The organism is Novosphingobium sp. ERW19 (assembly GCF_012641315.1).
Lineage (GTDB): Bacteria > Pseudomonadota > Alphaproteobacteria > Sphingomonadales > Sphingomonadaceae > Novosphingobium.
Window position 1 is genome coordinate 185,901 of the sequence record NZ_JABAIC010000005.1, and the last position, 22,628, is coordinate 208,528.

Genomic DNA, 22,628 nt, shown 5'->3' on the forward strand with positions numbered 1-22,628 from the left:
CACGAAACAAGCACTCACGAGAATGGGAAGAGAATGAGCGAGACGGGTGGGAAGGCGCGGCTGCGCTATGCGGTGATTGGTGCCGGGATGTCCGGCGTGATGGCGGCGATCAAGCTGCTGCAGCGCGGCGATGCCGATTTCGCAGTGTTCGAGAAGGGCGCGGAACTGGGCGGGACCTGGCGCGACAACCGCTATCCGGGCCTGACCTGCGACACCCCGTCGCACGCCTACAGCTACAGCTTTGCCCTGAACCCGGACTGGAGCGCCTACTACGCCACCGGGCCCGAGATCCACGCCTACTTCAAGGGCGTGGCCGAGCGCTTCGGCGTGATGCCGCATATCCGGTTCAACAGCGAGGTGACGTCGTGCACTTTCGACGATGCAACGAAAGTGTGGACGCTCGGCATCGTCGATGGTTCGACCTACGAGGCGGACGTGGTGATCGTGGCCACTGGTGTGCTGCATCACCCGAAGATGCCCGACCTGCCGGGGCTGGAGACGTTTGCCGGCAAGGCGTTCCATTCCGCGCGCTGGGATGACAGCGCCGTGCTCGACGGGGCGCGCGTCGGCGTGATCGGTTGCGGATCGACCGGAATCCAGATCGTCAACGCGCTGAGCAGCCGCGCTGCAAAGCTGGTGCACTTCCAGCGCTCGCCGCAATGGATCATGCCGGTGGTGCAGTTCGAATACACCGCCGAACAGCGCGCCGCCTTTGCCGCCGATCCTTCGCTGATCGAGGCGATCCGCAACGATCCGCAGTACTGGGAGGCGGTCTATCGCTTTACCGAGGGCGTGACCGACTTCACCAGCCCGCAGATGCAGGAGATCGAGGGATACTGCCGCCAGAACCTGGAGCAGAGCGTGCGCGACCCGATCTTGCGCGAGAAGCTGCGGCCCGATTACCACGCCGCGTGCAAGCGCCTGATCTACTCGTGGGAATACTACGAGTGCGTGCAGAGCCCCGGCGTTTCGGTGGAAGTGGGTGCGATCGAGCGGATCGTACCGGAAGGCGTGCTGATGAAGGACGGTACGCTGCATGAGCTTGACGTGCTGGTGCTGGCGACCGGCTTCCGCGCCGACAGCTTCATTCGCCCGGCGGTAGTGACAGGCCGTGAGGGGCGTTCGCTCGACGAATTCTGGGCGACGCGGCCGACCGCGCACTACGCCATCGCGATGCCCGATTTCCCCAATTTCTTCATGCTCAACGGTCCGGGGGCGCCGGTCGGCAACTTCCCGCTGATCGACATTGCCGAGCGGCAGTGGGAGTACATCGAACAGCTGCTCGAGCCCGTCCGCAGCGGCGAGGCGCGCACGGTGGAGCCGCTGACAGCGGCATACGAAGCCTATGAGGCGCGGCGCATCGCGGCGGCGAAGAAGACGATCTTCGGATCGGGCTGCACCAGCTGGTATCTCGACAAGACCGGCATTCCCGCCACCTGGCCGTGGGGCTACCACGACTTCGCCAATGCCATGGCCAAGCCGGTGGCCGAAGAGTTCGCGTTCGCGGCCTGAGGCGATGGGAAAGAAACCGCAGGTACCTGCCGAGGTAGAGCAGGCGATTGCCACGCTGATCCGCTGGGCGGGGGATGACCCCGCCCGCGAAGGCTTGCTCGATACGCCAAAGCGCGTGGCGCGGGCGTGGCGCGAATATTGCCAGGGCTATGCCGAAGACCCGGCGGCGCACCTTGCGCGTCAGTTCGAGGAAGTGGGTGGCTACAACGATATCGTGCTGCTGAAGGACATCCCGTTCCAGAGCCACTGCGAACACCACATGGCCCCGATCATCGGCAAGGCAGCCATCGCCTACCTGCCGCGTGACAAGGTGGTGGGCATATCGAAGCTCGCCCGTGTGCTTCACGCCTATGCGCGGCGGCTGCAGATCCAGGAGCGGCTGACCGCGCAAGTGGCGCAGTGCATCTGGGACAACCTGCGTCCGCACGGCGTGGCGGTGGTGATCGAGGCGCAGCACGGCTGCATGACCGGCCGCGGCGTGCGCACCCCTGGCGTGGGCATGGTGACGAGCCGGATGATGGGCACCTTCCTCGAGGACAACCGCAGCCGCAAGGAAGTGCTGAGCCTGATGGGATATTGAGAGCGGCTTGCTGGCCATCCATATTCGGACTACATTCGGTCCGAATATGGATGGAGCCGTGTCATGGGCCTGGAAAGCCGCATCAAGCCGATCAGCTACCTGAAGGCCAACGCCGCGGAGGTGCTGCGCGAACTGAACGAGGGTGCCGAGCCGCTGGTGATAACCCAGAACGGCGAGGCCAAGGCCGTGCTGCAGGATGCGGCAAGCTACTACCGGATGCAGGAGACGCTGGCGCTGCTGAAGCTGCTGGCGCTGGCGAAGGAGGACATGGAGGCGGGCCGCGTCCATCCCGCCGAAGGGATGCTTGACCTCATCACGGGTGAGCGGCCAACTGATGCCTGAGGTGAAGATCCGCTATACCGAACAGGCGCGGGTCGATCTCAGGCAGATTTTCGAGCAGCGTCTGGCGCAGCGAGGGCCCGAAGGGTGGGACGGCGCACGCGCGTTGATCGCGGAGATTCTTGCGACGGTCGACGGCTTGGCGGACTATCCGGAGCGCGGGCCGCAAGTGCCCGAGTTGGTCGATCTGGGCGACAAGCGCTGGCGACAGGTGCTTCATGCCCCCTATCGCGTGGTTTACCACCTTGAGGGTGACATTGTGACGGTTGCCATCGTCGCAGACGGGCGGCGCGACTTCTCGACCCTGTTGCAGCGCCGCCTGCTTGCACTGCGGCGCTAACCCGCCAGCGCCGCCTTGTCCCGCTCCAGCGAGCGCATGGCGCGCAGGGCGGCCCAGACGCCGATGTAGCCCGTGGGGATGGCTACCGAGAGGCCGATGCGCAACCCGTGCGGGCCGGCTCCGGCGATCCAGTCGGACAGTTGGCCGGCAAGGACCGGACCGAGGACGTTGGCGAACATGCTCGAGATCAGCAGGACCAGCGCGGTGCCGGTGGCGCGGTGGGCGTTGGGCAGGATGTATTGCAGGCCAGCGAGCACGCCGACCGACCAACCGCCACCGAGTAGGCCCGAGGGCACCGCGAGCAACCGGGCAATGGTCAGGCTGTCGCTCCAGGTGACAAGCAGGATGGTCGTCGTTGCACCGCCCAATGCAAGCGCGGTAAGGCGGAGCTGGACGGTGGCATCGCCCTTGCCGAGCTTGTCCGAGAGGAAGCCAAAGCCGAGCACGCCCAGAAGGCCGGGCAGCCCGAACGACAGCGCGAACGTGGCACCGGCGGCTTGCGTCGACAGGCCATAGGCGCGCTCGAACAGGGCAGGCCCCCACATGCCGAAGGTCACGCCCGAAAGCGAACCCAGCGCCATCACCGTGGCCAGCAGCATGACTGACGGCGTGCCGATCAGCAGGCGCATCGTGTCCTTGAGGGGGAGCGCGGGGGTGGCGGCGTCAACGCGGTCGCGCGCCGGTTCGCGCACCAGCAGCCATGTGGCGATAGCGATGACGATGCCGACGATGCCCAGGGCGTGGAAGGCGGTCTGCCAGGACGAGGCGGCGGCAATGGCAGGCCCACCAGCAAGGCCGGCCATCTGGCCGACATAGATTGCCGTGCCGAGCAGGGCAAAGGCGCGCCCGCGTTCGTTGGCCGGAAAGTAGGCCGCGATCAGGGCGGCGGCAGGGGCCTGGTAGGCGGCCTCGCCGATGCCGACGCCGACGCGGGCCAGAGCCAGCATTTCGGCGCTGGTGGCAAGGCCCGACAGGAGGGTGAAGAAGCTCCAGAAACCGCAACCGAGCGCAATGATCATCACGCGCGAGCGGCGGTCGGCGGCGCGGGCGATGGGCAGGGTGAAGACGCTGTAGAGCAGCGCAAAGGCCGGGCCCATCAGCGCACCCATCACCGTGTCACTTATGCCGAAGTGCGCCTTGATTGGCTGGGCAAGGCCGGGGATCAGGAAGCGGTCGGCATAGTTGAGCACCGCGACCATGACCAGCAGCGTGAGCGCCAGCCAGCGGTTGGTCAGCGGCTTGCCGCTGGTGGACAGGGTGGCGGCGGCGCCTGCCGGCATGGTCGCGGCCATGCGGCTCAATCCCGCATCTGCGCGCCGCCGTTGACATGCCAGACCTGACCGTTGACCCAAGCGCCGTCATCGGAGGCGAGGAAGGTCACGGCGGCGGCGATGTCTTCGGGCTGGCCGAGGCGGAGGTGCGGCACGGCGGCAAGGCCACGCTCGACATACTCGTCGGTCAGGTGCTGCTTGACCGCTTCGGTGAGGACGAGGCCGGGGCAGATCACGTTGGCGCGCACGCCCTTCTTGCCGAACTTTGCGGCAACGTGGCGGGCGAGCGCGTGGATTGCGTTCTTGGTCATCGGATAGGCGACCTGCCATGGAGCGCCGCCCGATGCCGCACCCGAGGAGGTGTAGATCATTGCGCCGCCGCCGCGTTCGAGCATCTTCGGAAGCGCGGCCTGCGTGGCGAGGAAGTGGCTCTTGGTGTTGATGGCGAAGCTGAGGTCGAGCACCTCCTCCGGGCAATCGAGGATGTCGTTGTCGCCCCCGGTGCCGCCGGCGAGGTTAGAATGGTAAAAGTCGAGCCCACCGTAGGTCTCGACCGCGCAGGCGACGATAGCGGCTTGTGAATCCGCCTTCGTGCCGTCAAGCTCGATGCCGGTGGCGGTGCCGCCCGTGGAACGGATGCTTTCCGCCACTTCGCGGGCCCAGTCGCCCATGAGGTCACCGACGACGACGTGGGCGCCTTCCTCGGCGAGGCGCCGTGCGGTTGCCGCGCCAATGCCGCGCCCGCCGCCGGCAACGATGCCGACCTTGCCCTTGAGGCCCTTCATTCCAGAATCTCCCGTATTGCCGATTTGCGGATCATATTGCCGCGAGAATTATGCAAACCTGCATATCACCGGAAATATAATCGTGCAACGTGGGATATTTCCGGCTTTCAACTCCGCATAGGACCAGTTTTTCGATTCGCGGCTGCCGCTGACAAGGCTTCCTTGTGGCGCATCGGCGTACTGCGTTTTTGCGCGAATGACCGGCCTCATATCTCTTACAAGTGGCGCAATTCTAAGCCATATGGCATGATTGCGTATTTCGACTTGCTAAATTCTACGCATTAGCTATTTTCCGCGCCAACAACGGTTTCGAGGGGAGTAAGAATGAAGGTCACCACTTGCGCGCGGCTGTCTGTGCGGCTCATGCTCGGCGCCAGCCTCGCGACGATGACTCTGGGTTCCGCTGCCTACGCAGCCGAGGAACAGGCGCAGACCGCTGGCGATCAGGCAGTCGACGGGCAGGGCCAGCTCGAGCAGATCGTCGTCACCGCGCAGAAGGTCGAGCAGAACCTGCAGGACGTGCCGCTGGCGATCAGCGCGATCAGCGCCGACAAGGTCGAGAAGCTGGGCATCCGCGACGCCAAGGACCTTTCGGGCCTTGCTCCCAACGTGACCATCGTTCAGGGCACCACCAACGCCAACGCCGCTGTCATCTCCATCCGTGGCATTCCCACCCCCGCGACCGAGACCTTCGGCCTCGACACCGCGAATGGCCTTTACGTCGATGGCGTGTTCATCGCCCGCTCGGGCGGCAGCGCGCTTGACGTGATCGACGTGGCGCGCGTCGAAGTGCTGCGTGGGCCCCAGGGCACGCTGTTCGGCCGCAACACCACGGGCGGCGGCATCGCCTTCATCTCGCGCGCGCCGTCCAAGACTTTCAAGCTGAACGCCGAGGCCGGTTACGGCAACTACAACGCCTTCAACGGCAAGATCACGCTCGATCCGGGCGAGATCGCCGGCATCTCGACCAGCTTCACCTACAGCCACCGCCAGCGTAACGGCACAGTCGACAACCTCAACGAGCCCGACGATGCGCGCGATCCCGGCGCGCGCAAGGGCGATTCCTTCCGCGTCGCGGCCAAGGCCGATATCGGTGGCACGGGGTCAATCCAGTACATCTTCGACTGGAGCAAAATCGATGCTTCGCCGATCAATTTCCAGCTGACCAATGCCGCCAGCGGAGCCGTGCGCCCGCCCGAAGTGGTAGGCGGCGTGCCGGTTGTGGTGACGCAGCAGGCCCCGGTCGCGCCGTTCCTCAACACCGTGAACTTCCTTGATCCGCGCTGTGCCGCGCTTGCCACCCCCACGCGTGACTGGCGCCGTACGGTGTGCAATGACATCAACAGCCGTTCGACCGACAAGGCCTGGGGCCACAACGTGCAGGTCCAGAACGACTTCGGCGTATTCCACCTGAAGTCGACCACCGGCTACCGCTTCTGGAACAACGACAGCGTCACCGACCTTGACGGCATAGGGGCCTTCACCGCGCCGCGCTTCACGCAGGCGTCGCTGTTCAACGGCATGCCGGCAAGCCTGCTCCAGTTCATTCCGTCGATCCCGGCAAACTTCCGTCCGTTCATTGCGGCATCGCCGGTGCCGACCGTGCAGCAGAACCTGTTCGACACCAACAACAAGCGCCGCCACAAGCAGTTCAGCCAGGAAGTGGAAATCGGCAACGAGAGCGACAGCCTCGACTGGGTGCTCGGCGGCTTCTATTTCTGGGAAAAGGGTTCGGAGTACAACCCGCAGAACAGCGGCTTCGTGCTTGATACCAACTCGATCTTCCTCGGCAACTTCGGCCCGCTCGGCCCTTCGTTCGTCGCCGCCAACCCGGCGCGCTACCGTCTGGTGCAGACGCTGTCGGTGCTCGATTACACCGCGACGGCCGAGAGCACTGCGGTCTATGGGCAGGCGACGTTCTACCCCGGCGGCAAGGACAGCGGGCTGCGGCTGACGGCGGGCGGTCGCTACACCTGGGATACCAAGTCGATGGTGCGCCGCCAGAACGGCACCGCCCCGCTTGCCACGCCCGAGCAGGGCCGCGCCAGCTACAGCAAGTTCACCTGGAACCTGATGCTGGGTTATGACCTGTCGGACCAGATCAACGTCTATGCCCGGATCGCCACCGGTTATCGTTCGGGCGGCTTCAACGCGCAGGACCCGGCAGTGGCGGGCGTGCTGCCCTCGTTCAAGCCGGAGAACGTGACCAGCTACGAAGTGGGCCTGAAGTCGGAACTGTTCGACCGCAAGGTCCGCTTCAACCTCGCCGGGTACTACAACGAGTACAAGGATCTGGCGATCGCTGTGCCGATCACCAACCTGGCTCCGGGGACCTTCGCCACCAAGGTGACGAACGCCGGCAAGGTCACCTACACCGGCATCGAGGCCGAGCTGATGGCCGTGCTGACCGACAACTTCACCTTCGAGGCGAACGCCGGTTACGTCGACATCAAGTACAAGGAGTTCCTCGCCGGGCTTCCGGTCGCTGCAGGTCAGCCGCTGGTCAACATCGCGGCGTATGCCACGCCGGGCTACACCTCGCCGTTCACCGCAAATGTCGCAATGAACGCGCAGTTCCCGCTTTCGGACAACGGCATGCGCCTGACCGGCCGCGTCAGCTATGCCTACGAGGACGGCAAGTACAGCTTCTCGAATGTGCTGTCCTCGCCGTTCAACGAGGTGCTGAAGGGCGACAACCGCAACATTGTCGACGCACAAGTCGCGATCGATCGCATTCCGCTGGCCGGGAGCGAGGCGGCGGTGCGCTTCTGGGTCAAGAACCTGACCGACGAGCACAACCTAGTCCGCGCGATCGACTTCGGCCAGCTCGGCTATGGCGGCGGCTACTACGCCGATCCGCGCACCTATGGTGTGACGGTGGGCGTGAGGTTCTGATCTTTGGGGAGGATGGGCCTGCCGCCTCTGGCACCATCCTTGGGTAGCCCCGCTTCTGCAAACGCAGGGGCGGGGCTTTTCCGTTATTACGCGTTCAGATAGTCAAAACGCATCTTTCACAAAGGAATGCGTATCTCTATACCTTTCCCCAAACCGAATCATGCAAGTTGTGCCCGGGAGAGCCGCGATGACGACCAGCCTTGAAGACCTTGCCCGCCGGCTGGGCGCGCTTGAGGACAAAGAAGCGATCCGGGCGCTGAAGGCGCGCTACCTGCGGGCCTGCGATCTCAAGCAGGTTGAAGACGTGCGCGATTGCTTTGCGCCAGGCAAGATCTGCATCGCCTATGAGAACTTCCCCGAGTTTGACGATCGTGATGCCTTCGTCGCCATCTATCAGCAGATGGCTTGCAACGGGGGCGTCTATGACATCCACCACGCCACCAACTGGCAGATCGACCTGGAAAGCGACACGCGGGCGAGGGGGCAGTGGTCGCTCAACTTCCGCACGATCCTGACCGGGCCGCGTCAGGTCGTCCGCCTCGCGGTGGAATACGACGACGTTTACGAAAAGCGCGACGGGCGCTGGTGGATCGTCGAGACGGTCAGCCGCGTGACCTCGATGCTGACCGAACAGGTGGCTGAGGACGGCAGCGTGACGGTGATCGCGCTGGCCGAGCCGCCGGCAGCCTGAACCTTCGAAAGGGAAATCCAGACATGGCAATCAATTACGGCCTTGATGGCAAGGTGGCACTCGTCACGGGCGCGGGCGGCGGCATCGGCCGTGCGGCGGCAGAAGCATTCGCGCGTTCCGGCGCGAGCGTCATGGTCAGCGACGTGAACGAGGCAGGCGGTGCCGAGACAGTAGCTTTGATCGAGGCCGCAGGCGGCAAGGCCGCGTTCGTGCGCTGCGACGTGAGCAACGCGGGCGAAGTCAAGGCGATGGTCGCGGCCACGGTCGCAACGTTCGGCGGGCTCGACTGTGCGTTCAACAATGCCGGGATCAACCGCATTACCGACGACCAGTACGACGACGCGATCTGGGAGCGCGATATCGCGATCAACCTTTCCGGCGTGATGCGCTGCATGCGCGAGGAAGCGGCGGTGATGCTTGAGCGCGGCGGCGGGGCGATCGTCAACACCGCGTCGATCAATGGCCTTGTCGGCAATGGCGGACAGCCAGCCTACACCGCCGCCAAGCACGGCGTGGTCGGCCTTGCCCGCCACGGCGCGCTGCGCTGGGCCAAGGCCGGCATTCGCGTCAACGCCGTTTGTCCCGGCGTGATCGAAACGCCGATGACCGCGCCGTTGGTGCAGAACCCGGAAATGAAGGCGCTGATCGACGGGATGACGCCCATGGGCCGCATGGGACAAGCGAGCGAAATCGCCGAGGCGGTGGTGTGGCTGTGCTCTCCCGCGGCAAGCTTCGTCACCGGCCATGCGATGGTGGTCGACGGGGGAGCTACCGCTTTCTGATCACTTGCGTTTAACCGTACGATTAATTACCCCCGGTCTCAGTAACCGCAATGAATGCGGAATCGGGACAGGTGGATGATGGCCGAAGGCGCTTTCGACTTTATCGTGATCGGCGCGGGCAGCGCGGGCTCGGTGCTCGCCGCCCGCCTTTCCGAAGATCCGCAGGTGCGGGTGCTGCTGCTTGAGGCAGGCGGCGCGAACACGTCGGTGCTGGTGCGGATGCCGGCCGGCGTGGGCACGCTGATCAAGCAGAAGAGCAAGCACAACTGGGGCTTCTGGTCGGAGCCGGAGCCGCACATGGACAACCGCCGCATGTGGCATCCCCGTGGTAAGGGCCTCGGCGGTTCCTCGGCCATCAACGGCATGGTCTATATCCGCGGCCACGCCCGCGATTATGACCAGTGGCGGCAGATGGGGCTGGAGGGCTGGTCCTGGGCCGACGTTCTCCCCTATTTCCGGAAGGCCGAGGATAACTGCGACGGGGCCGATGCCTTCCACGGTGCAGGCGGGCCGCTGAAGGTCAGCTGGGGCGAGAATTCGGACCATCCGCTCTATCGCGGGATCATCGAGGCCGGGCGTCAGGCGGGTCACAAGGTTACGCCCGATTTCAACGGGGCGGATCAGGAAGGCTTCGGCCGCTACCAGTTGACCATCCACGACGGCCAGCGCTGGAGCGCGGCGCGCGGCTACCTCGCGCCGATTGCGGGCACGCGCAGCAACCTTTCGGTCGTCACCGGCGCGCGGGTCCACCGCATCGTGGTGGAGAACGGGCGCGCCGTAGGCGTGGAATATTCGCTTGGTCAGGGAAAACCGGTGCAAAGCGTGCTGGCAGGGCGCGAAGTGCTGCTCTGCGCTGGCGCGTTCCAGAGCCCGCAGATTCTCCAGCTGTCCGGCATCGGCGATCCCGAGGCGCTGAAGGCGAAGGGCGTTGCGCCGGTCCATGCGCTGAAGGGCGTGGGCGCGAACCTGCAGGATCACCTCGACGTCACGCTCAACTGGGCCTGCACGCAGCCGATCTCCCTCTACAACGAGATCAAGGGCTTGCGGCAGTTGAAGGTCGGGCTGCAGTATCTGCTGAGCGGCAAGGGCACCGGGCGGCAGAACGGGCTGGAGGCCGGCGCTTTCCTCAAGTCGCGCCCCGATCTCGACCGGCCCGACCTGCAGATCCACTTCGTCATCGCGATCATGCAGGAACATGCCAAGGTCCAGGCCAAGCGCGATGGCTTTACCATCCACGTCTGCCAGTTGCGCCCGGAAAGCCGGGGGCAGGTCTCGCTCAGCAGCGCCGATCCTTACGCCGATCCTGCGATCCTGGCGAACTTCCTTGCCGCCGAGGAAGACCGCCGCGTGGTGTGCGAAGGCATCCGCATCGCCCGCGACGTGGCAGGGCAGCAGGCGCTAACTCCCTATCGCGGCGAAGAGATCTGGCCGGGCGCGCATGTGCAGTCGGATGCGGACATCGACGCCTGGGTGCGGGCGAAGGGCGAGACGATCTACCACCCCGTCGGCACCGCGAAGATGGGCACGCGCGAAGACCCGATGGCCGTGGTCGACAAGGACTGCAAGGTCATCGGCCTCGACGGCCTGCGGGTGATCGATGCCTCGGTCATGCCGACGCTGATCGGTGGCAACACCAATGCGCCGACGATCATGATCGCCGAGAAGATCGCCGACGTGATCCGGGGGCGGCCACCGCTCGCTCCGGCCGAGACGAAAGTGGCCGAGTTCGTGTGACAATGTGATGAAGACCATTGCGCAGCGGTTAGCGGCTGGGCCACCTTGCCTCGCATGATCAAGCGCCTGTTTGCCAAGCATCCCGTCCTTTCCACCGCCGGCGCCGTGGCGCTGGGAAGCCTTGGCGTTGGCACGGCGCTGTGGGCCTGCGCGGATTCGTCGTGCTATCCTGGCTGGCAACTGGGCGCATTGGAGTATGACTGCGCCGGGCGCGCGCTGATCAGCCCCGGCAACGATACGCGCATCAACATGGTCATGCTGATGCACAGCATTCAGCCGGGCGCGGCCCTGCCGGCGGAGGCCAAGGTCGACGTGAACGATCCGCAGTTCGGCAAGGTGTTCCTGTCGTGGGAAGGCCTGCGCGCTTCGCTGTGGCCAGAGCCGGAGGTGGCCGAGCCTGAGTACGACGAGAGCAAGTGCACCGAGGCCCAAGGTGGCATCGCCGATTTCCTAGACGCGCTGGCGGCAGACAAGGGCGTGCCCGCGGCGGAACGCGCCACGCTGACCACGCTGCGCGCAATAGCGGGCTGCCATGACGGCGAATGGAACGACGCGGGCATTTCCAGCCAGCAGGGCCGCGCCTTCCTCTCTTACCTGAAAGCCGCCGATGCCTTCCACAAGGCAGACTATGCGGCAGCGGAAGCGGGCTTTGCCGCGCTGGCAAGGTCGGGCAATCCGTGGATTGCCGAGACGGCGCGCTACATGCCGATCCGCATCGGTCTGCGCCGGGCCACAGCAACTTCGCTGGACGAATGGGGCGATTTTGCCGGGCCGGAGAAAGTTGACCGCGCGGCGCTGACTTCTGCGGCCAAGGCGATCGATGCCTATCTGGCTGCTTATCCCAAGGGCCGCTATGCAGACTCCGCGCAAGGCCTGAAGCGGCGTGTTGCGTGGATGGGCGGCGATACTGATACGCTGGTTGCCACCTATGAGGCGCTGCTCAAGGCAACACCGGCTTCCAGCGTCGAGGCGGCCTATCTTGTCGAGGAGATCGACCGCAAGCTGCTTGAACGCGAGGATGCGGCGGCGGTCGTGGCAAAGCAGGGCAAGGCGCCCCTGCTGCTGGCGCTGGCCGACATGAAGAAGATGCGCCCGGTCTACGATGGGCCAACTGTGGGGCTGTCTGCCGCAGAGCTTGCTGCGCACAAGCCGCAGCTGGCGACCTACCCCGATGTCTACGGATTGCTGGAAGCAACGCGGATTTCCTACGCCGGCGAGAATGTAAAGCCGATCCTCTCGATCCTGCCCGATGCGGCGCGGGCCAAGGGGATGACGCCGCTGGCCTTCAGCCGCCAGATCGTGCGTGGGCAGGCGCTCTCTGCCTTGCGCGATCCCAACGAGGCGGGGTTCTGGCGCGAACTGATCGGCGCGGCCAGCCCTTTCCACCAGCGCCCGCTCGCCGAGCTTGGCCTTGCCCTGCGCTGGCAGAGGGATGGCCGGGTCGATCAGGTCTTCGCCCCCGGATCGCCGGTGCAGGAGCAATCGATCCGCGAGGTGCTGCTGCAGACCATCGCCAGTCCGGCGATCCTGCGCGCCAGTGCGGGGGATGCCTCCCGATCCGGGCATGAGCGCGATGTTGCGCGGTTCTCGCTGCTCCACAAGGACCTGACGCGCGGCGCATTCGGCGATTTCGCGCGTGACGTGGCGCTGGTTCCGGGCGATGCCAAGATCGATGGCGGGTTGTGGGGCTTTGCCAGCCAGCAGAGCGTGCCAGTGGGCCTGTTCACCAAGGGCCAATGGTCGGACGGCTTCGCCTGTCCCGCCATCGCGCAGACCGCTGCCACACTCGCCCGCAATCCGGCTGACCAGCGCGCGCGCCTGTGCCTCGGTGACTTCTGGCGGCTCAACGGCTTTGATGGCTTTGCCTTGCACACGGCGGGCGAGGGCGCGAATGTTCTCGGAAATGCGCCAGACCTGTTCCCCGGCAAGACGAGCTATCGCGACGCAATCTACTCCGCGATCATCGCCGACAAGGCGGCAGCGCCAGACTTGCGCGCTTATGCGCTCTACCGCGCGGTGCGGTGCTATGCGCCGTCGGGCTACAATGGCTGCGCGGGGCCTGCCCGGACCACGGCGGAACTTGAAGCCGCACAAGTGCCGCTGGCGGTGCGCAAGGGCTGGTACGACGAGCTCAAGAAGCGCTACCCGCAAAGCCAGTGGGCCAAGGCACTGCGCTTCTACTGGTGAAGCGGCGGGCGCTGACTTTGCTGGCCTCGCTGCTGCTCGCCGCCTGTGAGCGTCAGCCTGAGGTCCCGCGCGTGCGCGCCGATACGGCCGAGGCGGTGTTCGTCTGGCCCGGCGTCCATCCTGCGCCTGAGGTCAAGGCGCCCACCGTTTACCTGCTCGATGGCGAAGTGCGGCGCGATGGCCCGGCCCGCCTCCATGCCTTGCGCATGGGCACGCCGCGCCTTCCCGGGAGAACGCTGTGGCTGGTGGTGCGCAGCGAACGGCTGGACTGGACCGACGCCACCCGCGCCGCAATCCTCGCCGATCTTGCGCAGTGGCGCGCGGCGGGCAACACGGTCGAGGGCCTGCAGGTCGATTTCGATGCCGCGACCAAGGGCCTGTCAGGCTACGCCGCGTTCCTCAAGGACCTGCGCGCGCGCCTGCCCGATGACGTGCGCCTCTCGATCACCGGCCTGATGGACTGGAGCGCCAATGGCGATCCCCACGCGCTCGCCCAATTGGCCGGAACGGTCGACGAAGTGGTGATCCAGACTTACCAGGCCCGCACCACCATCCCCGGCTACGAAGCCTGGTTCGCGAAACTGGGAAATTTCCCAATTCCCTTCCGGGTGGCGCTGGTCGAAGGCGGCGAATGGCAAGCCCCACCGGGACTTGAGACCCACCCTCAGTTCCGCGGCTACGCGGTGTTCCTGCTGGCGCGAGAGCGGCGGTAGGGGAAGGTCTGGTTTCGGACGCGGCGCAGTTCGGGCTGAATGGCTGGTTTGGCGTGGTCAGCTGCCATCGCGCCGGAATGGGCGAATCCGCTTAATACGCCGCGCAAGAGGGTAAGGTTTCCGCACCTCGAACCTGCTCAATTCTTTAGCAGCATCCTTGTCGCCGCCCCTTGCAGCACGTCGCAGCCATTTACGGTATCCAGGAAGGTCACCTGCATAGAAGAGTGTGAGAGCGAGATTTTGGGCAGCGTTGACTTCGCCCTGTTGGAAAGCGCGATACATCAAACCGGCTGGACTGGTCGCGTCGCTGAAGCGCCCAAGGTCTGCTCTCTTTCCCGTATCCGTCTTGCGAGCCGCAAGGCTAAGCATTGCAGGACCGTATCGCTTGTGAGCAAGCATTTGCAAAATCGGCATTCCAAAGCCATTTGACTTGCCGGCCAAAATTGCTTCAGCGCGGCTGAAAAGTCGGTCGGATCTGTCGCTCATCAAGCAATGTTAGCCTGAATCCAGACGTCCGCAATGGCGTCGTTTCCGGAACGGCGGTTTTTAACTGGGAACGCCCCATAGCTCCCGATCCTCCCCGGCCAGCGTGTCACTCAAAAGAGACAGGGATTTGCAGCATCCCGTGCGGCCTAAGCAATCCTACGCAGCCCCCGCTAACCCCGCATCTTCAAGCTTTCTGCCTAAAATCCGCATCTTAACCAAGATTCAAGGACTTAGGGCGGAAAACGCGCCGGATGCAGGCCTTTGCGAACATCCTGAAGCTGGAAACCGACGACCCGGAGCTGACCCGGGCGCAGTTCCGCTCGTTCTCCAGCCAGATGCCGCTGCTCTATGCGATTCTGGTCTGCAACGCGCTTGCCATCGGGTTTTCGTTCTTTGATCCGGGCAATTCCTTCAAGACCATCCTGACCCCGCTGTTCATCTGTGCGGTCGCCGTCTGGCGCGGGATCTGGTGGTGGCAGCAGCGCTCTGTCGGCACGCACTCCGACGCCTATATCGCCGCCTGCCTGCGCCGCACCTGCTGGCTTGCCATTATCATGACCATGGCATTTGAAGCGTGGTGCATCTGGGTCTATCCCGATGGTGATGCCTATGCGCGCAGCAACCTGACCTTCTTCCTCGGCCTGACCGAAGTAAGCTGCGTGTTCTGCCTGATGACTCTGCGCGCCGCCGCAATGCGCGTCGCGCTGGTCAGCACGCTGTCGTTCGTGTTCTACTTCTCGTGGATCGACGGCGGCCAGCTGCTCGGCCAGTCTATCGTGCTGACGCTGGTGTGCATCGGCATGATTGTTGTCACGCACAGCTACAACATCTCGTTTTCCGAACTGATCCGGTCGCAGAGCATCCTGCGCGCGCGCCAGCTCGAAACCGAGAAGCTTTCCGAGGAAAACCGGCGCATCGCCTTCAGCGATCCGCTCAGCGGTCTGCCCAACCGGCGCGAACTTCTGACGCGGCTTGATCGACTGGAAGCGCGGCTCAATCCCCTGCCGGATAGCCTTGCGGTGATCTTCATCGATCTCGATGGGTTCAAGGAAGTGAACGACGAGCACGGCCACCAGGCCGGCGATGCCCTGATCCGCAGCATCTGCCTGCGCCTTGGCCAGCATTGCCCCGCTCATGCCCGCCTGGCCCGTGTTGGCGGCGACGAGTTCGCGGTGCTGCTGGAAATGCCCAAGGCGCAGGCTGAGGCGGAACGCCTGGCCGCAACGATCCTTGAGGAAATCTCGCTACCGGTACTGGTGGAACGCCACGTGCTGCAGGTGGGTGCCAGCATCGGCGTAGCTGCCAATACGGATGTGGCTGGCACGCCGCGCGAACTGCTGCGCCGCGCCGACACCGCGATGTACCACGCCAAGACGGCGGGCAAGAACCAGGTCGCCGTCTATGATGCCGCGTTCGATGAAGGCCGAAAACATCGCCTGGCCGTCGAAACGCAGATCGGTCGCGGCCTCGCCCGCGATGAGTTCGAGGTCTATTACCAGCCCGAGGTGGATGCCCAGACAGGACGGATCGTTGCGGTCGAAGCGCTGCTGCGCTGGCCCCGACGCCCCGAAGGCCCGCTGCCGCCCGACGATTTCATCGAGACTGCCGAGGCCACCGGCCAGATCCACCCGCTCGGGATGTTCGTGCTGGAACGCGCCTGCCGCGACATCGGGCCGCTGGAGAACTTGCGGCTCAGCGTCAATGTCAGCCCGGCGCAGTTCCGGGATTCGCATTTCGAACGGCAGGTCGCCCACGTGCTGGAGCAGACCCGCTTTCCCCCCGAGCGGCTGCAGTTCGAGATTACCGAAGGCTATTTGCTTTCAAACCCCGAACGCGTGGTGCGCGCGGTGGAGACGTTCAAGCAGCGCGGCATGTCGATCGCGCTCGACGATTTCGGCACCGGCTTCACCAGCATCCACTACCTGCGCAGCTATGGCTTCAGCCACATCAAGATCGACAAGTCGCTGCTTGAGGGCCTCGCACCGGGGAGCAAGGGCGCGATGCTTGTGACCGGGGCGATCATGCTCGCCTGTGGGCTGGACATGCGGGTGATCGCCGAAGGCGTGGAAACCGAGGAGCAGGCGCAGCTGCTGCGGCAGGCCGGATGCCACAAGCTGCAGGGCTACCTGTTCGGCAAGCCGATGCCCCTGCCCGATTTCATCGCCGCGTGGGAGCGCTCGGAGCGTACCGTGCTCAAGGCATCGGCGCGCTTCGTCGGTTGATCCCCGGGAAATGGAGCGTCGCCCCGGCGCAGGCCGGGGCCCACGACCTTGCGTCCGTGCCCGGGGTCTAGGCCAGGGCCGCCTTCAGCCGTGCGCCGGCCCGTTCGATATAGGGCATGGCATCGGGCACAGCTTCGAACATCGAGAAGAAGCCGTGGATCATGCCGGGAGCGAGTTCGGTCTCGACCGGAACGCCTGCCTTCTTCAGCGCCTCGGCATAGTCCAGCCCTTCATCGCGCAAGGGATCATACTGCGCGACCAGCACCGTGGCAGGCGGCAACCCCGCGAGATTGTCATGGCGCAGCACAGCAGCCTCGGGGTGGGGATCGCCATGATCGCCGACGTAGTGCATCCAGAACCACTGCATCATGCGCGTGGTGAGGAAGTATCCCTCGGCATTCTCGGTGTAGGAGCCGTTCTCGAAGTTGGTGTCGGTGACAGGGTAGATCAGCAGCTGGTGCGCCAGCTTTGGCCCGCCCGCATCGCGCGCGCGTATAGCGACGGCGGCGGCGAGGTTGCCGCCCGCGCTGTCACCGGCCACCGCGAGGCGGCCCTTGTCGATGCCGAGGTCTGCGGCATGGTCCACAGCCCAGAGCAGGGCGTCGTGGCAATCGTCGAGCGGGCCGGGGAAGGGCGTTTCCGGGGCGAGACGGTAGTCGACCGACAGCACCGCCGCGCCGCTCGCCACGGCCAAGGCGCGCGCCGAGGCATCGTGCGTCTCGATCGAGCCGATCACCCAGCCGCCGCCATGGTAGAACAGCACCAGCGGGACGTTCTCGCCCGCGCCCTCGGGCTTGTAGAGCCGCGCGGCGATGGTGCGGCCGGGCAGGTCCAGCGTCAGGTCGCGCACCTCGGCAACGGCGGGTGGCGGGCCCATCTGCATCGGCCGGTTCGCCTCGCGCAGGGCCTCGGGCGTGATCGTCTCGTAGTCGATCGGCGGCATCTGCGCGAAGAAGCCGAGCAGCGCCTCGACCTGCGGATTGAGCGTCATCCTTTGTCTCTCCCTTAGCCGTACTGGGCGGCGATTTCGGCAACCGCCGCCGCCACGTCGCCGCGACGATAGCCGAGCAGCGCGGTTTCGCCAGCGTCGGGTTCATAACTGATCGTGTTGCCGCGCCCTTGCGGGATGGCGATGTCGGGCAGAAGCGGCAGTTCCTCGTCGCGCTCCTCCAGCTTTACGTCACTGCCAACTGCATCGAAGAACAGCTGGAAGTATTCGCGGAAGGTCAGGTTTTCATCGCCCACCAGATAGGCCTTGCCCGGCTCGCCCCGCAGCAGGGCGCCTTCGATCGCTTCGGACAATGATCGGAACGACATGAAGTTGGTGCCCCCCGTCGGCGCGAAGAACGGGATCGGGATCAGCCCCTTGGCCCAGGCGACATAGGGTTCGAAGATCGCGCTGGGCAGGCCCGGCACCGCGCCGACCATGAACGGCGCGTTAACGCTGACCACGTCGAAATCGTGGCTCGCCTCGTTGCGGGCAAGCTGGCATGCCGCAAGGCGCGACTGGATATAGACATTGCCCGCGATCAGTTCCGGCGCGGCCTGCGGGTAGAAGCTGCCGAGCTGCACCGCGCGCTTGACCCCGGCTTCACGGGCGGCGGCGAACACGGCGGGCAGGGCTTCGTGGTTGGCGCGTCTCAGCCAGGCGCCGAAGTCTTCACCCTGCGGCACGTGGCGCGGATCGTTGCCCGCCGCGAACACCATCCAGTCGAAGCCCTTCAGCTTCTCGGCGGTGAAATCGCCCGCCACGTAATCGCCCTTGAGGAAGCCGAGTTCGGTGAGCGGCGTACCTGTCGGCGCGGCAGAGCGCCCGGTGATCGTCACGTCATGCCCCTGTGCCGCCAGATGCAGCGCGGCATGGCCGCCAAGCGCACCCGTGCCGCCGATGACCAGTACCTTCATGTCGCAATTCCCTTGATCGGCCGCAGCTCTTCCCAATCGACGATCAGGGTGCGGCGGGTGAACTTCCAGCAGTCGTTCTCGCGCCTCCACTGGTCCTGGTAGCGGATCGCCCAGACCAGCAGCTTGTCGCCCTCGGGCGCGGCAATGCGATGCTCTGCGGTGGAGCGGGTCTCGCCATGGGCGCTGTCACCCTCCACGATCACGTCCATGTCATGGACCACGTGGCGCGTCATGGTGAAGGCGTGGGCGAGGTGGTCGATCGAGCCGAGGTTCGCCTCCAACCCCGCGATGCTGAAGCCCGGACCTGAAATCTCGACATCCTCGGCAAGCACCTCGCGCCACAGCGCCTTGTCGCGGCGATCTGCGCCCACGGCATAGCGTTCGGCGGTGCGCCGAAGCGCGGCGAGGTCGCTCATGCCACGGTGCCCGGAATCACGAGGCCATTGCCGGAAATCAGCGGCACGTTGGTCCATTCGCCCTGCGGCGTGCGATACCACCCTGCCGCCGCCAGCGCGCCGCCATCGATGTTGATCGTGCTGCCCGTCACCCACGCCGCCAGCGGGCTGGCGAGGTAGAGCGCCGCGCCCGCGCAGTCGCTGGGTTGGCCAAAGCGGCCCAGCGGAATCCACCGCTCCTCGTGCGTGCGGTTCTCGGGCGGGATCATGTAGTCGAGCGCCACTTGCGGGGTATCGGTGGTTTCGGGCGCGATGGTGTTGACGCGGATGCCCTCGGGGCCAAATTCCAGCGCAAGGCTCTTGCTAAAGCCGGTCACCGCCCACTTCGCGGCAGCATAGACGGAGCAATAGGGGATGCCACGATGCGCCTCGATCGAGGTGACGTTGATGATCGAGGACCCCGGCGCGCCCTTGCGCAGCAGGGGAACCATGGCCTTGGTCATGCGCAGCAGCTGGCCAAGGTTGACGTCGAGGATCTCCTCGGCTTCCTCGTCCGCCAGCATGGCAAAGGGTCGCGCGTGGACGAAATGGCCGACATTGTTGACCAGCACGTCCAGCCTGCCGGTTTCGGCAGCGATCCGCTCGGCCAGCATCGCGCCGACCCCGCGCTGGCGCACGTCGCAGCGGATCACGCGGGCAGAGGGCATGGCGGCCTCGGCGGCATCGGCATTGGCGGGGTCGATCTCGGCGATCACCACTTGCGCGCCGGCTCCGGCAAAGGCTTCGGCAATGGCGCGCCCGATGCCCACGCCGCCCCCAGTGACCAGCACGGTCTTTCCGGTGAAATCCAGAGCCTGCGAAGCGAGCAACGCATTGTCTGCCGCAGTCATACGGTCACTTCCCTCTCCACACCGATGATTCGGTGATTATCGCTTCAATTGCTACGCATAGTGTTTTCACTTTCTTGAAGTGTCAACCGGATGCGTAGGAAGAGGGTCTTGTTTTTGCTAGATTCCCGGTTGGTCCGCCGGAATGTGCACTACCAGCCCGTCCAGCTCCTCGCCAAGCTGGACCTGGCAGGACAGGCGGCTGTTGGGGCGGATCTCGACACCCTCGATCGCCTCGAGCATCTCGCGCTCTTCCGGCCGGGCCGGGCCGGTGCGGTCAAGCCAGTCCGGGTCGATGTAGCAGTGGCAAGTGGCGCACTGCATCATGCCGCCGCACAGCGCGTCGATCCCGTCGACAAGGTTGCCGACAGCGAGCTGCATGAGGGTCATGCCCTCGAAGTTCACGCAAGTCCGCGCCGAGCCGTCCGGCTGGACGAAAGTCACCTTGGCCATTCAGTGCGCCTTATGCATGCGCCGGGCAACCGGCCGCCTTCGCCAGCGCCGCCACGTCGGCACTCGCGCCCGCGCCGTCCAGCTGGCGCCGCTTGTACCGCACGCGACAGGGCTGGGCGGGCCAGTAGGTCGAGGCGCCGGCGATGGGCTTCACCTCGTCCATAAGCTCCATGTCGAAGTTCTGCAGCAGGATCGCCACCAGCACCTTCATTTCCATGCGCGCGAAGTTCACGCCCGCGCAGCGATGCACCCCGCCGCCAAAGCCGATCAGCGAATTGCTCTCGATCTGTGCTTCAGGGTTTTGCGGGTTGAAGCGCTCCGGATCATAGGCATTGGCATTGCGGAACGTCTCTTCCATCCGGTGGCTGACCGACGGCGCAAGCAGCACGAACTCGCCCTTGCGGATGCGATAGCCCTCACGTTCGATATCGGCATTGGCCTTGCGCGAAAGCATGTAGGCGACGGGGTGGAGCCGTTCGGTCTCACGCAGGGCGAGGTCCATCTTCTCCATCGCGATGGCGTGTTCCCAAGTGAGGTTGCCGCCGTTGCCGCCACCCAGCAGCCCCGCCGTCTCGTCGCGCAGGACCTTGGCATAGCCGGGATTCTGCAGCAGGTCGGCCAGCGCCCAGCTGACTTGCCCGGCGGTGGTTTCATGCCCCGCCCAGACCAGCAGCAGGATCAGGTGGCGGATGATCTCGTCGGGCACGGCGCGGCCATCGGGATACTTCGTCTCGATCATCGTCTGGAAGAAGTCGGGCGGATCGAGCGGGCTCGCACGGCGCTTGTCGATCCACGACTGCAGGATCGCGTGCAGCTTCTTCTTGGCGCGCTGGCTTTTCACCATCTTGGGCGTCGGCAGCCACAGCGGCAGGACGAACTCCATGCCGCCCGAAAAGTCGCGGAACAGCTCGAAGAATTCGTGCCCCAGCTTCTCGTGGAACTCGCGCCCCATGAAGCTGTGCGCGGCAATGTCCATCACCACCGGCCCCAGCGTCGGGATCAGGTCGAATTCGCCTACGTTGCCCAGCTGCTCAACCAGATTGAGCGATTCCTCGACCATCACCGGCACGTACTGTTTCATCGACGCCGCCTTGAACCGGGGCATGATGATGGCGCGCTGGCGGAGGTACTCGTCCATCTCGGCGAAGGAGTAGAATTCGGGCGAGAACATCTTGAGGAAGAACGGCATCGACTCCCGGATCGAGAGCAGCTTGTCGGTCTCCTCGAAGAAGAAGCGGTTGTGTTCCGGCCCCAGCATCACGTTCATGCGCTGGCCCATGAAGTTCATCGCGAACATCCGCCCCTTGGAACGGTAGCCGCGTTTCAGGACCGAAACGGGATCACGGAAGAACTGCGCCAGATGCCCGAGCAGCGGCACGCCGCCATCGAGCAAGGGAAGGCCGTCTGCACCCGGTGCTGCACTCGCCATCGATCATCTCCCCGCACGGCCGGTTGCTCCGGCTCCAACGGGCGAAGGGTATGGTGCGCGGGGGGCGGTGCAAGTCCCGCGCATGGAAACGTATCGCCCGATGATCTTTGCAGGATCATCGGACGAACCTCCCATCGGCCTTTGATCAATAAACCGCCGCCGGATTCTTCGGGCGCGGACTGCCGAGCATCTCGCGGTGCGAGGGGCGGTCGTGGCCACGGTCGGTCACGCCCAGTTCCTTCGCGATCTCGGCCACGATCAGCGTCTGGCCGGAAAGCTCGTTGCGATTGGGCGCGCTGTCGATGGCGGCGAGGACATGGGCGGAGAATTCGGGGTTCTCGGCCATCGACAGGAAGCCCTCGTACTGCTCCGGGTTGGTCTTGGCCGCGATCAGCGCGCGCTCGGTCAACTGCGGGCCGAGCCAGAGCGAGACCGCGATCACCCCGGTGCCCCGGAAATCGTGCTCCATGTCATGCGCCAGCTTGTCGAGCCCGGCCTTCTGCGCGCCGTAGGCGGGGCCGTGCATGTAGCAGGTCGCGCCGAACGACGAGGTCATCGCGATCAGGCCCGACTTCTGCGGCACCATGATCTTCGCCGCGTGCCAGCTGGCCACGTAAGCACTGCGCAGGCCGACATCGAGGATCTTCTGCGCATCCAGCTCCTTTTCCCAGAACGGCGCCTTGTCGATCAGCTGATGGTGCATGTAGGCGGCATTGTTGACCAGCACATCGAGGTGGCCCTGCTCGTCCATGATCTGTTCGAACACGCGGGCAACGCTGGCATCGTCGGCATGATCGCACACGACCGGGATACCCTTGCCGCCGTTCTCGGTGATCTTCTGCGCGGTTTCGGAGACGGTGCCCGGCAGCACGGTGCCGTCCCAGCCCTTGGCATCGCCGGGCGTGACGGTGCGGCCGGTGACGTAGACGGTATAGCCCATCTCGCCAAAGCCGCGCGCGATGCCGGCGCCTGCGCCCCGGCTGGCGCCAGTGACCAGTGCGATTTTCGGTTGTTCGGACATG

Annotated in this window: 21 protein-coding genes; 11 read left to right on the forward strand and 10 right to left on the reverse strand. The window is 65.2% G+C overall.

Translation table 11 applies throughout. The features are described 5' to 3' along the window. Positions 1-33 precede the first annotated feature (33 nt). The 4 genes from HGI46_RS11790 (at position 34) to HGI46_RS11805 (ending at position 2,771) form a co-directional block, all read left to right on the forward strand. Positions 34-1,512, forward strand: coding sequence for an NAD(P)/FAD-dependent oxidoreductase (locus HGI46_RS11790; RefSeq protein WP_168904331.1), 1,479 nt, complete (start codon positions 34-36; stop codon positions 1,510-1,512). Positions 1,513-1,516: 4 nt separating this feature from the next. Next, positions 1,517-2,092 (forward strand): GTP cyclohydrolase I FolE, encoded by a 576-nt coding sequence (gene folE, locus HGI46_RS11795; RefSeq protein ID WP_118075329.1) that lies wholly within the window; start codon positions 1,517-1,519, stop codon positions 2,090-2,092. A 63-nt stretch (positions 2,093-2,155) separates the two neighbouring features. Continuing rightward, positions 2,156-2,434 carry a type II toxin-antitoxin system Phd/YefM family antitoxin gene (locus HGI46_RS11800; RefSeq protein ID WP_168904332.1) on the forward strand — a complete coding sequence of 93 codons (279 nt, stop codon included), beginning with the start codon at positions 2,156-2,158 and terminating at the stop codon, positions 2,432-2,434. Beyond that, a complete protein-coding gene (locus HGI46_RS11805; RefSeq protein ID WP_168904333.1) occupies positions 2,427-2,771 on the forward strand; it encodes a type II toxin-antitoxin system RelE/ParE family toxin in 345 nt (114 codons plus the stop codon). The genes HGI46_RS11800 and HGI46_RS11805 overlap by 8 nt, the downstream gene beginning before the upstream one ends. Here HGI46_RS11805 and HGI46_RS11810 read toward each other — a convergent pair. Further along, on the reverse strand, positions 2,768-4,063 hold the full coding sequence (locus HGI46_RS11810) for an MFS transporter (RefSeq protein WP_168904334.1): 1,296 nt from the start codon (positions 4,061-4,063) through the stop codon (positions 2,768-2,770). The genes HGI46_RS11805 and HGI46_RS11810 overlap by 4 nt on opposite strands. A gap of 5 nt (positions 4,064-4,068) precedes the next feature. After that, positions 4,069-4,827 carry an SDR family oxidoreductase gene (locus HGI46_RS11815; protein WP_168904335.1) on the reverse strand — a complete coding sequence of 253 codons (759 nt, stop codon included), beginning with the start codon at positions 4,825-4,827 and terminating at the stop codon, positions 4,069-4,071. A 324-nt stretch (positions 4,828-5,151) separates the two neighbouring features. Here HGI46_RS11815 and HGI46_RS11820 point away from each other — a divergent pair, with 324 nt between their 5' ends. The 6 genes from HGI46_RS11820 (at position 5,152) to HGI46_RS11845 (ending at position 13,829) form a co-directional block, all read left to right on the forward strand. Further along, the gene (locus HGI46_RS11820; RefSeq protein WP_240946720.1) at positions 5,152-7,722 is read left to right on the forward strand and encodes a TonB-dependent receptor; all 2,571 of its coding nucleotides are present in this window, start codon (positions 5,152-5,154) and stop codon (positions 7,720-7,722) included. A 187-nt stretch (positions 7,723-7,909) separates the two neighbouring features. Continuing rightward, positions 7,910-8,413: a nuclear transport factor 2 family protein gene (locus tag HGI46_RS11825; protein WP_168904336.1), complete on the forward strand. Its 504-nt coding sequence runs from the start codon at positions 7,910-7,912 to the stop codon at positions 8,411-8,413. Between the two features lie 23 nt (positions 8,414-8,436). Further along, the gene (locus tag HGI46_RS11830) at positions 8,437-9,195 is read left to right on the forward strand and encodes a glucose 1-dehydrogenase (protein WP_168904337.1); all 759 of its coding nucleotides are present in this window, start codon (positions 8,437-8,439) and stop codon (positions 9,193-9,195) included. A 78-nt stretch (positions 9,196-9,273) separates the two neighbouring features. Further along, on the forward strand, positions 9,274-10,929 hold the full coding sequence (locus HGI46_RS11835) for a choline dehydrogenase (RefSeq protein WP_168904338.1): 1,656 nt from the start codon (positions 9,274-9,276) through the stop codon (positions 10,927-10,929). Positions 10,930-10,983: 54 nt separating this feature from the next. Further along, a complete protein-coding gene (locus HGI46_RS11840; protein WP_168904339.1) occupies positions 10,984-13,116 on the forward strand; it encodes a hypothetical protein in 2,133 nt (710 codons plus the stop codon). Next, positions 13,086-13,829 carry a DUF3142 domain-containing protein gene (locus HGI46_RS11845; protein ID WP_346766720.1) on the forward strand — a complete coding sequence of 248 codons (744 nt, stop codon included), beginning with the start codon at positions 13,086-13,088 and terminating at the stop codon, positions 13,827-13,829. The genes HGI46_RS11840 and HGI46_RS11845 overlap by 31 nt, the downstream gene beginning before the upstream one ends. A gap of 57 nt (positions 13,830-13,886) precedes the next feature. On the opposite strand, the gene HGI46_RS11850 is transcribed toward HGI46_RS11845, so the two are convergent. Then, positions 13,887-14,315, reverse strand: a complete 429-nt coding sequence (locus HGI46_RS11850; RefSeq protein WP_168904340.1) for a hypothetical protein — start codon at positions 14,313-14,315, stop codon at positions 13,887-13,889. A gap of 251 nt (positions 14,316-14,566) precedes the next feature. On the opposite strand from HGI46_RS11850, the gene HGI46_RS11855 reads away from it, so the two are divergent. Beyond that, positions 14,567-16,537, forward strand: a complete 1,971-nt coding sequence (locus HGI46_RS11855) for an EAL domain-containing protein (RefSeq protein ID WP_168904341.1) — start codon at positions 14,567-14,569, stop codon at positions 16,535-16,537. 67 nt (positions 16,538-16,604) lie between these two features. Here HGI46_RS11855 and estDL136 read toward each other — a convergent pair whose 3' ends face one another. The 7 genes from estDL136 to HGI46_RS11890 all read right to left on the reverse strand — a co-directional run bounded on the left by estDL136 (position 16,605) and on the right by HGI46_RS11890 (position 22,627). Further along, positions 16,605-17,528 (reverse strand): chloramphenicol hydrolase, encoded by a 924-nt coding sequence (gene estDL136, locus HGI46_RS11860; protein WP_168904342.1) that lies wholly within the window; start codon positions 17,526-17,528, stop codon positions 16,605-16,607. A gap of 14 nt (positions 17,529-17,542) precedes the next feature. Further along, positions 17,543-18,442 (reverse strand): NAD-dependent epimerase/dehydratase family protein, encoded by a 900-nt coding sequence (locus tag HGI46_RS11865; protein WP_168904343.1) that lies wholly within the window; start codon positions 18,440-18,442, stop codon positions 17,543-17,545. Then, a complete protein-coding gene (locus tag HGI46_RS11870; RefSeq protein WP_168904344.1) occupies positions 18,439-18,858 on the reverse strand; it encodes a nuclear transport factor 2 family protein in 420 nt (139 codons plus the stop codon). The genes HGI46_RS11865 and HGI46_RS11870 overlap by 4 nt, the downstream gene beginning before the upstream one ends. Beyond that, the gene (locus tag HGI46_RS11875) at positions 18,855-19,727 is read right to left on the reverse strand and encodes an SDR family oxidoreductase (RefSeq protein WP_168904345.1); all 873 of its coding nucleotides are present in this window, start codon (positions 19,725-19,727) and stop codon (positions 18,855-18,857) included. The genes HGI46_RS11870 and HGI46_RS11875 overlap by 4 nt, the downstream gene beginning before the upstream one ends. Positions 19,728-19,844: 117 nt before the next feature. Next, a complete protein-coding gene (locus HGI46_RS11880) occupies positions 19,845-20,177 on the reverse strand; it encodes a 2Fe-2S iron-sulfur cluster-binding protein (protein ID WP_168904346.1) in 333 nt (110 codons plus the stop codon). A gap of 10 nt (positions 20,178-20,187) precedes the next feature. Continuing rightward, the gene (locus HGI46_RS11885; protein ID WP_168904347.1) at positions 20,188-21,606 is read right to left on the reverse strand and encodes a cytochrome P450; all 1,419 of its coding nucleotides are present in this window, start codon (positions 21,604-21,606) and stop codon (positions 20,188-20,190) included. Between the two features lie 145 nt (positions 21,607-21,751). Further along, complete coding sequence (locus tag HGI46_RS11890; protein WP_168904348.1) at positions 21,752-22,627, reverse strand: SDR family NAD(P)-dependent oxidoreductase; 876 nt, start codon at positions 22,625-22,627, stop codon at positions 21,752-21,754. Between the last annotated feature and the right edge of the window lies 1 nt (position 22,628).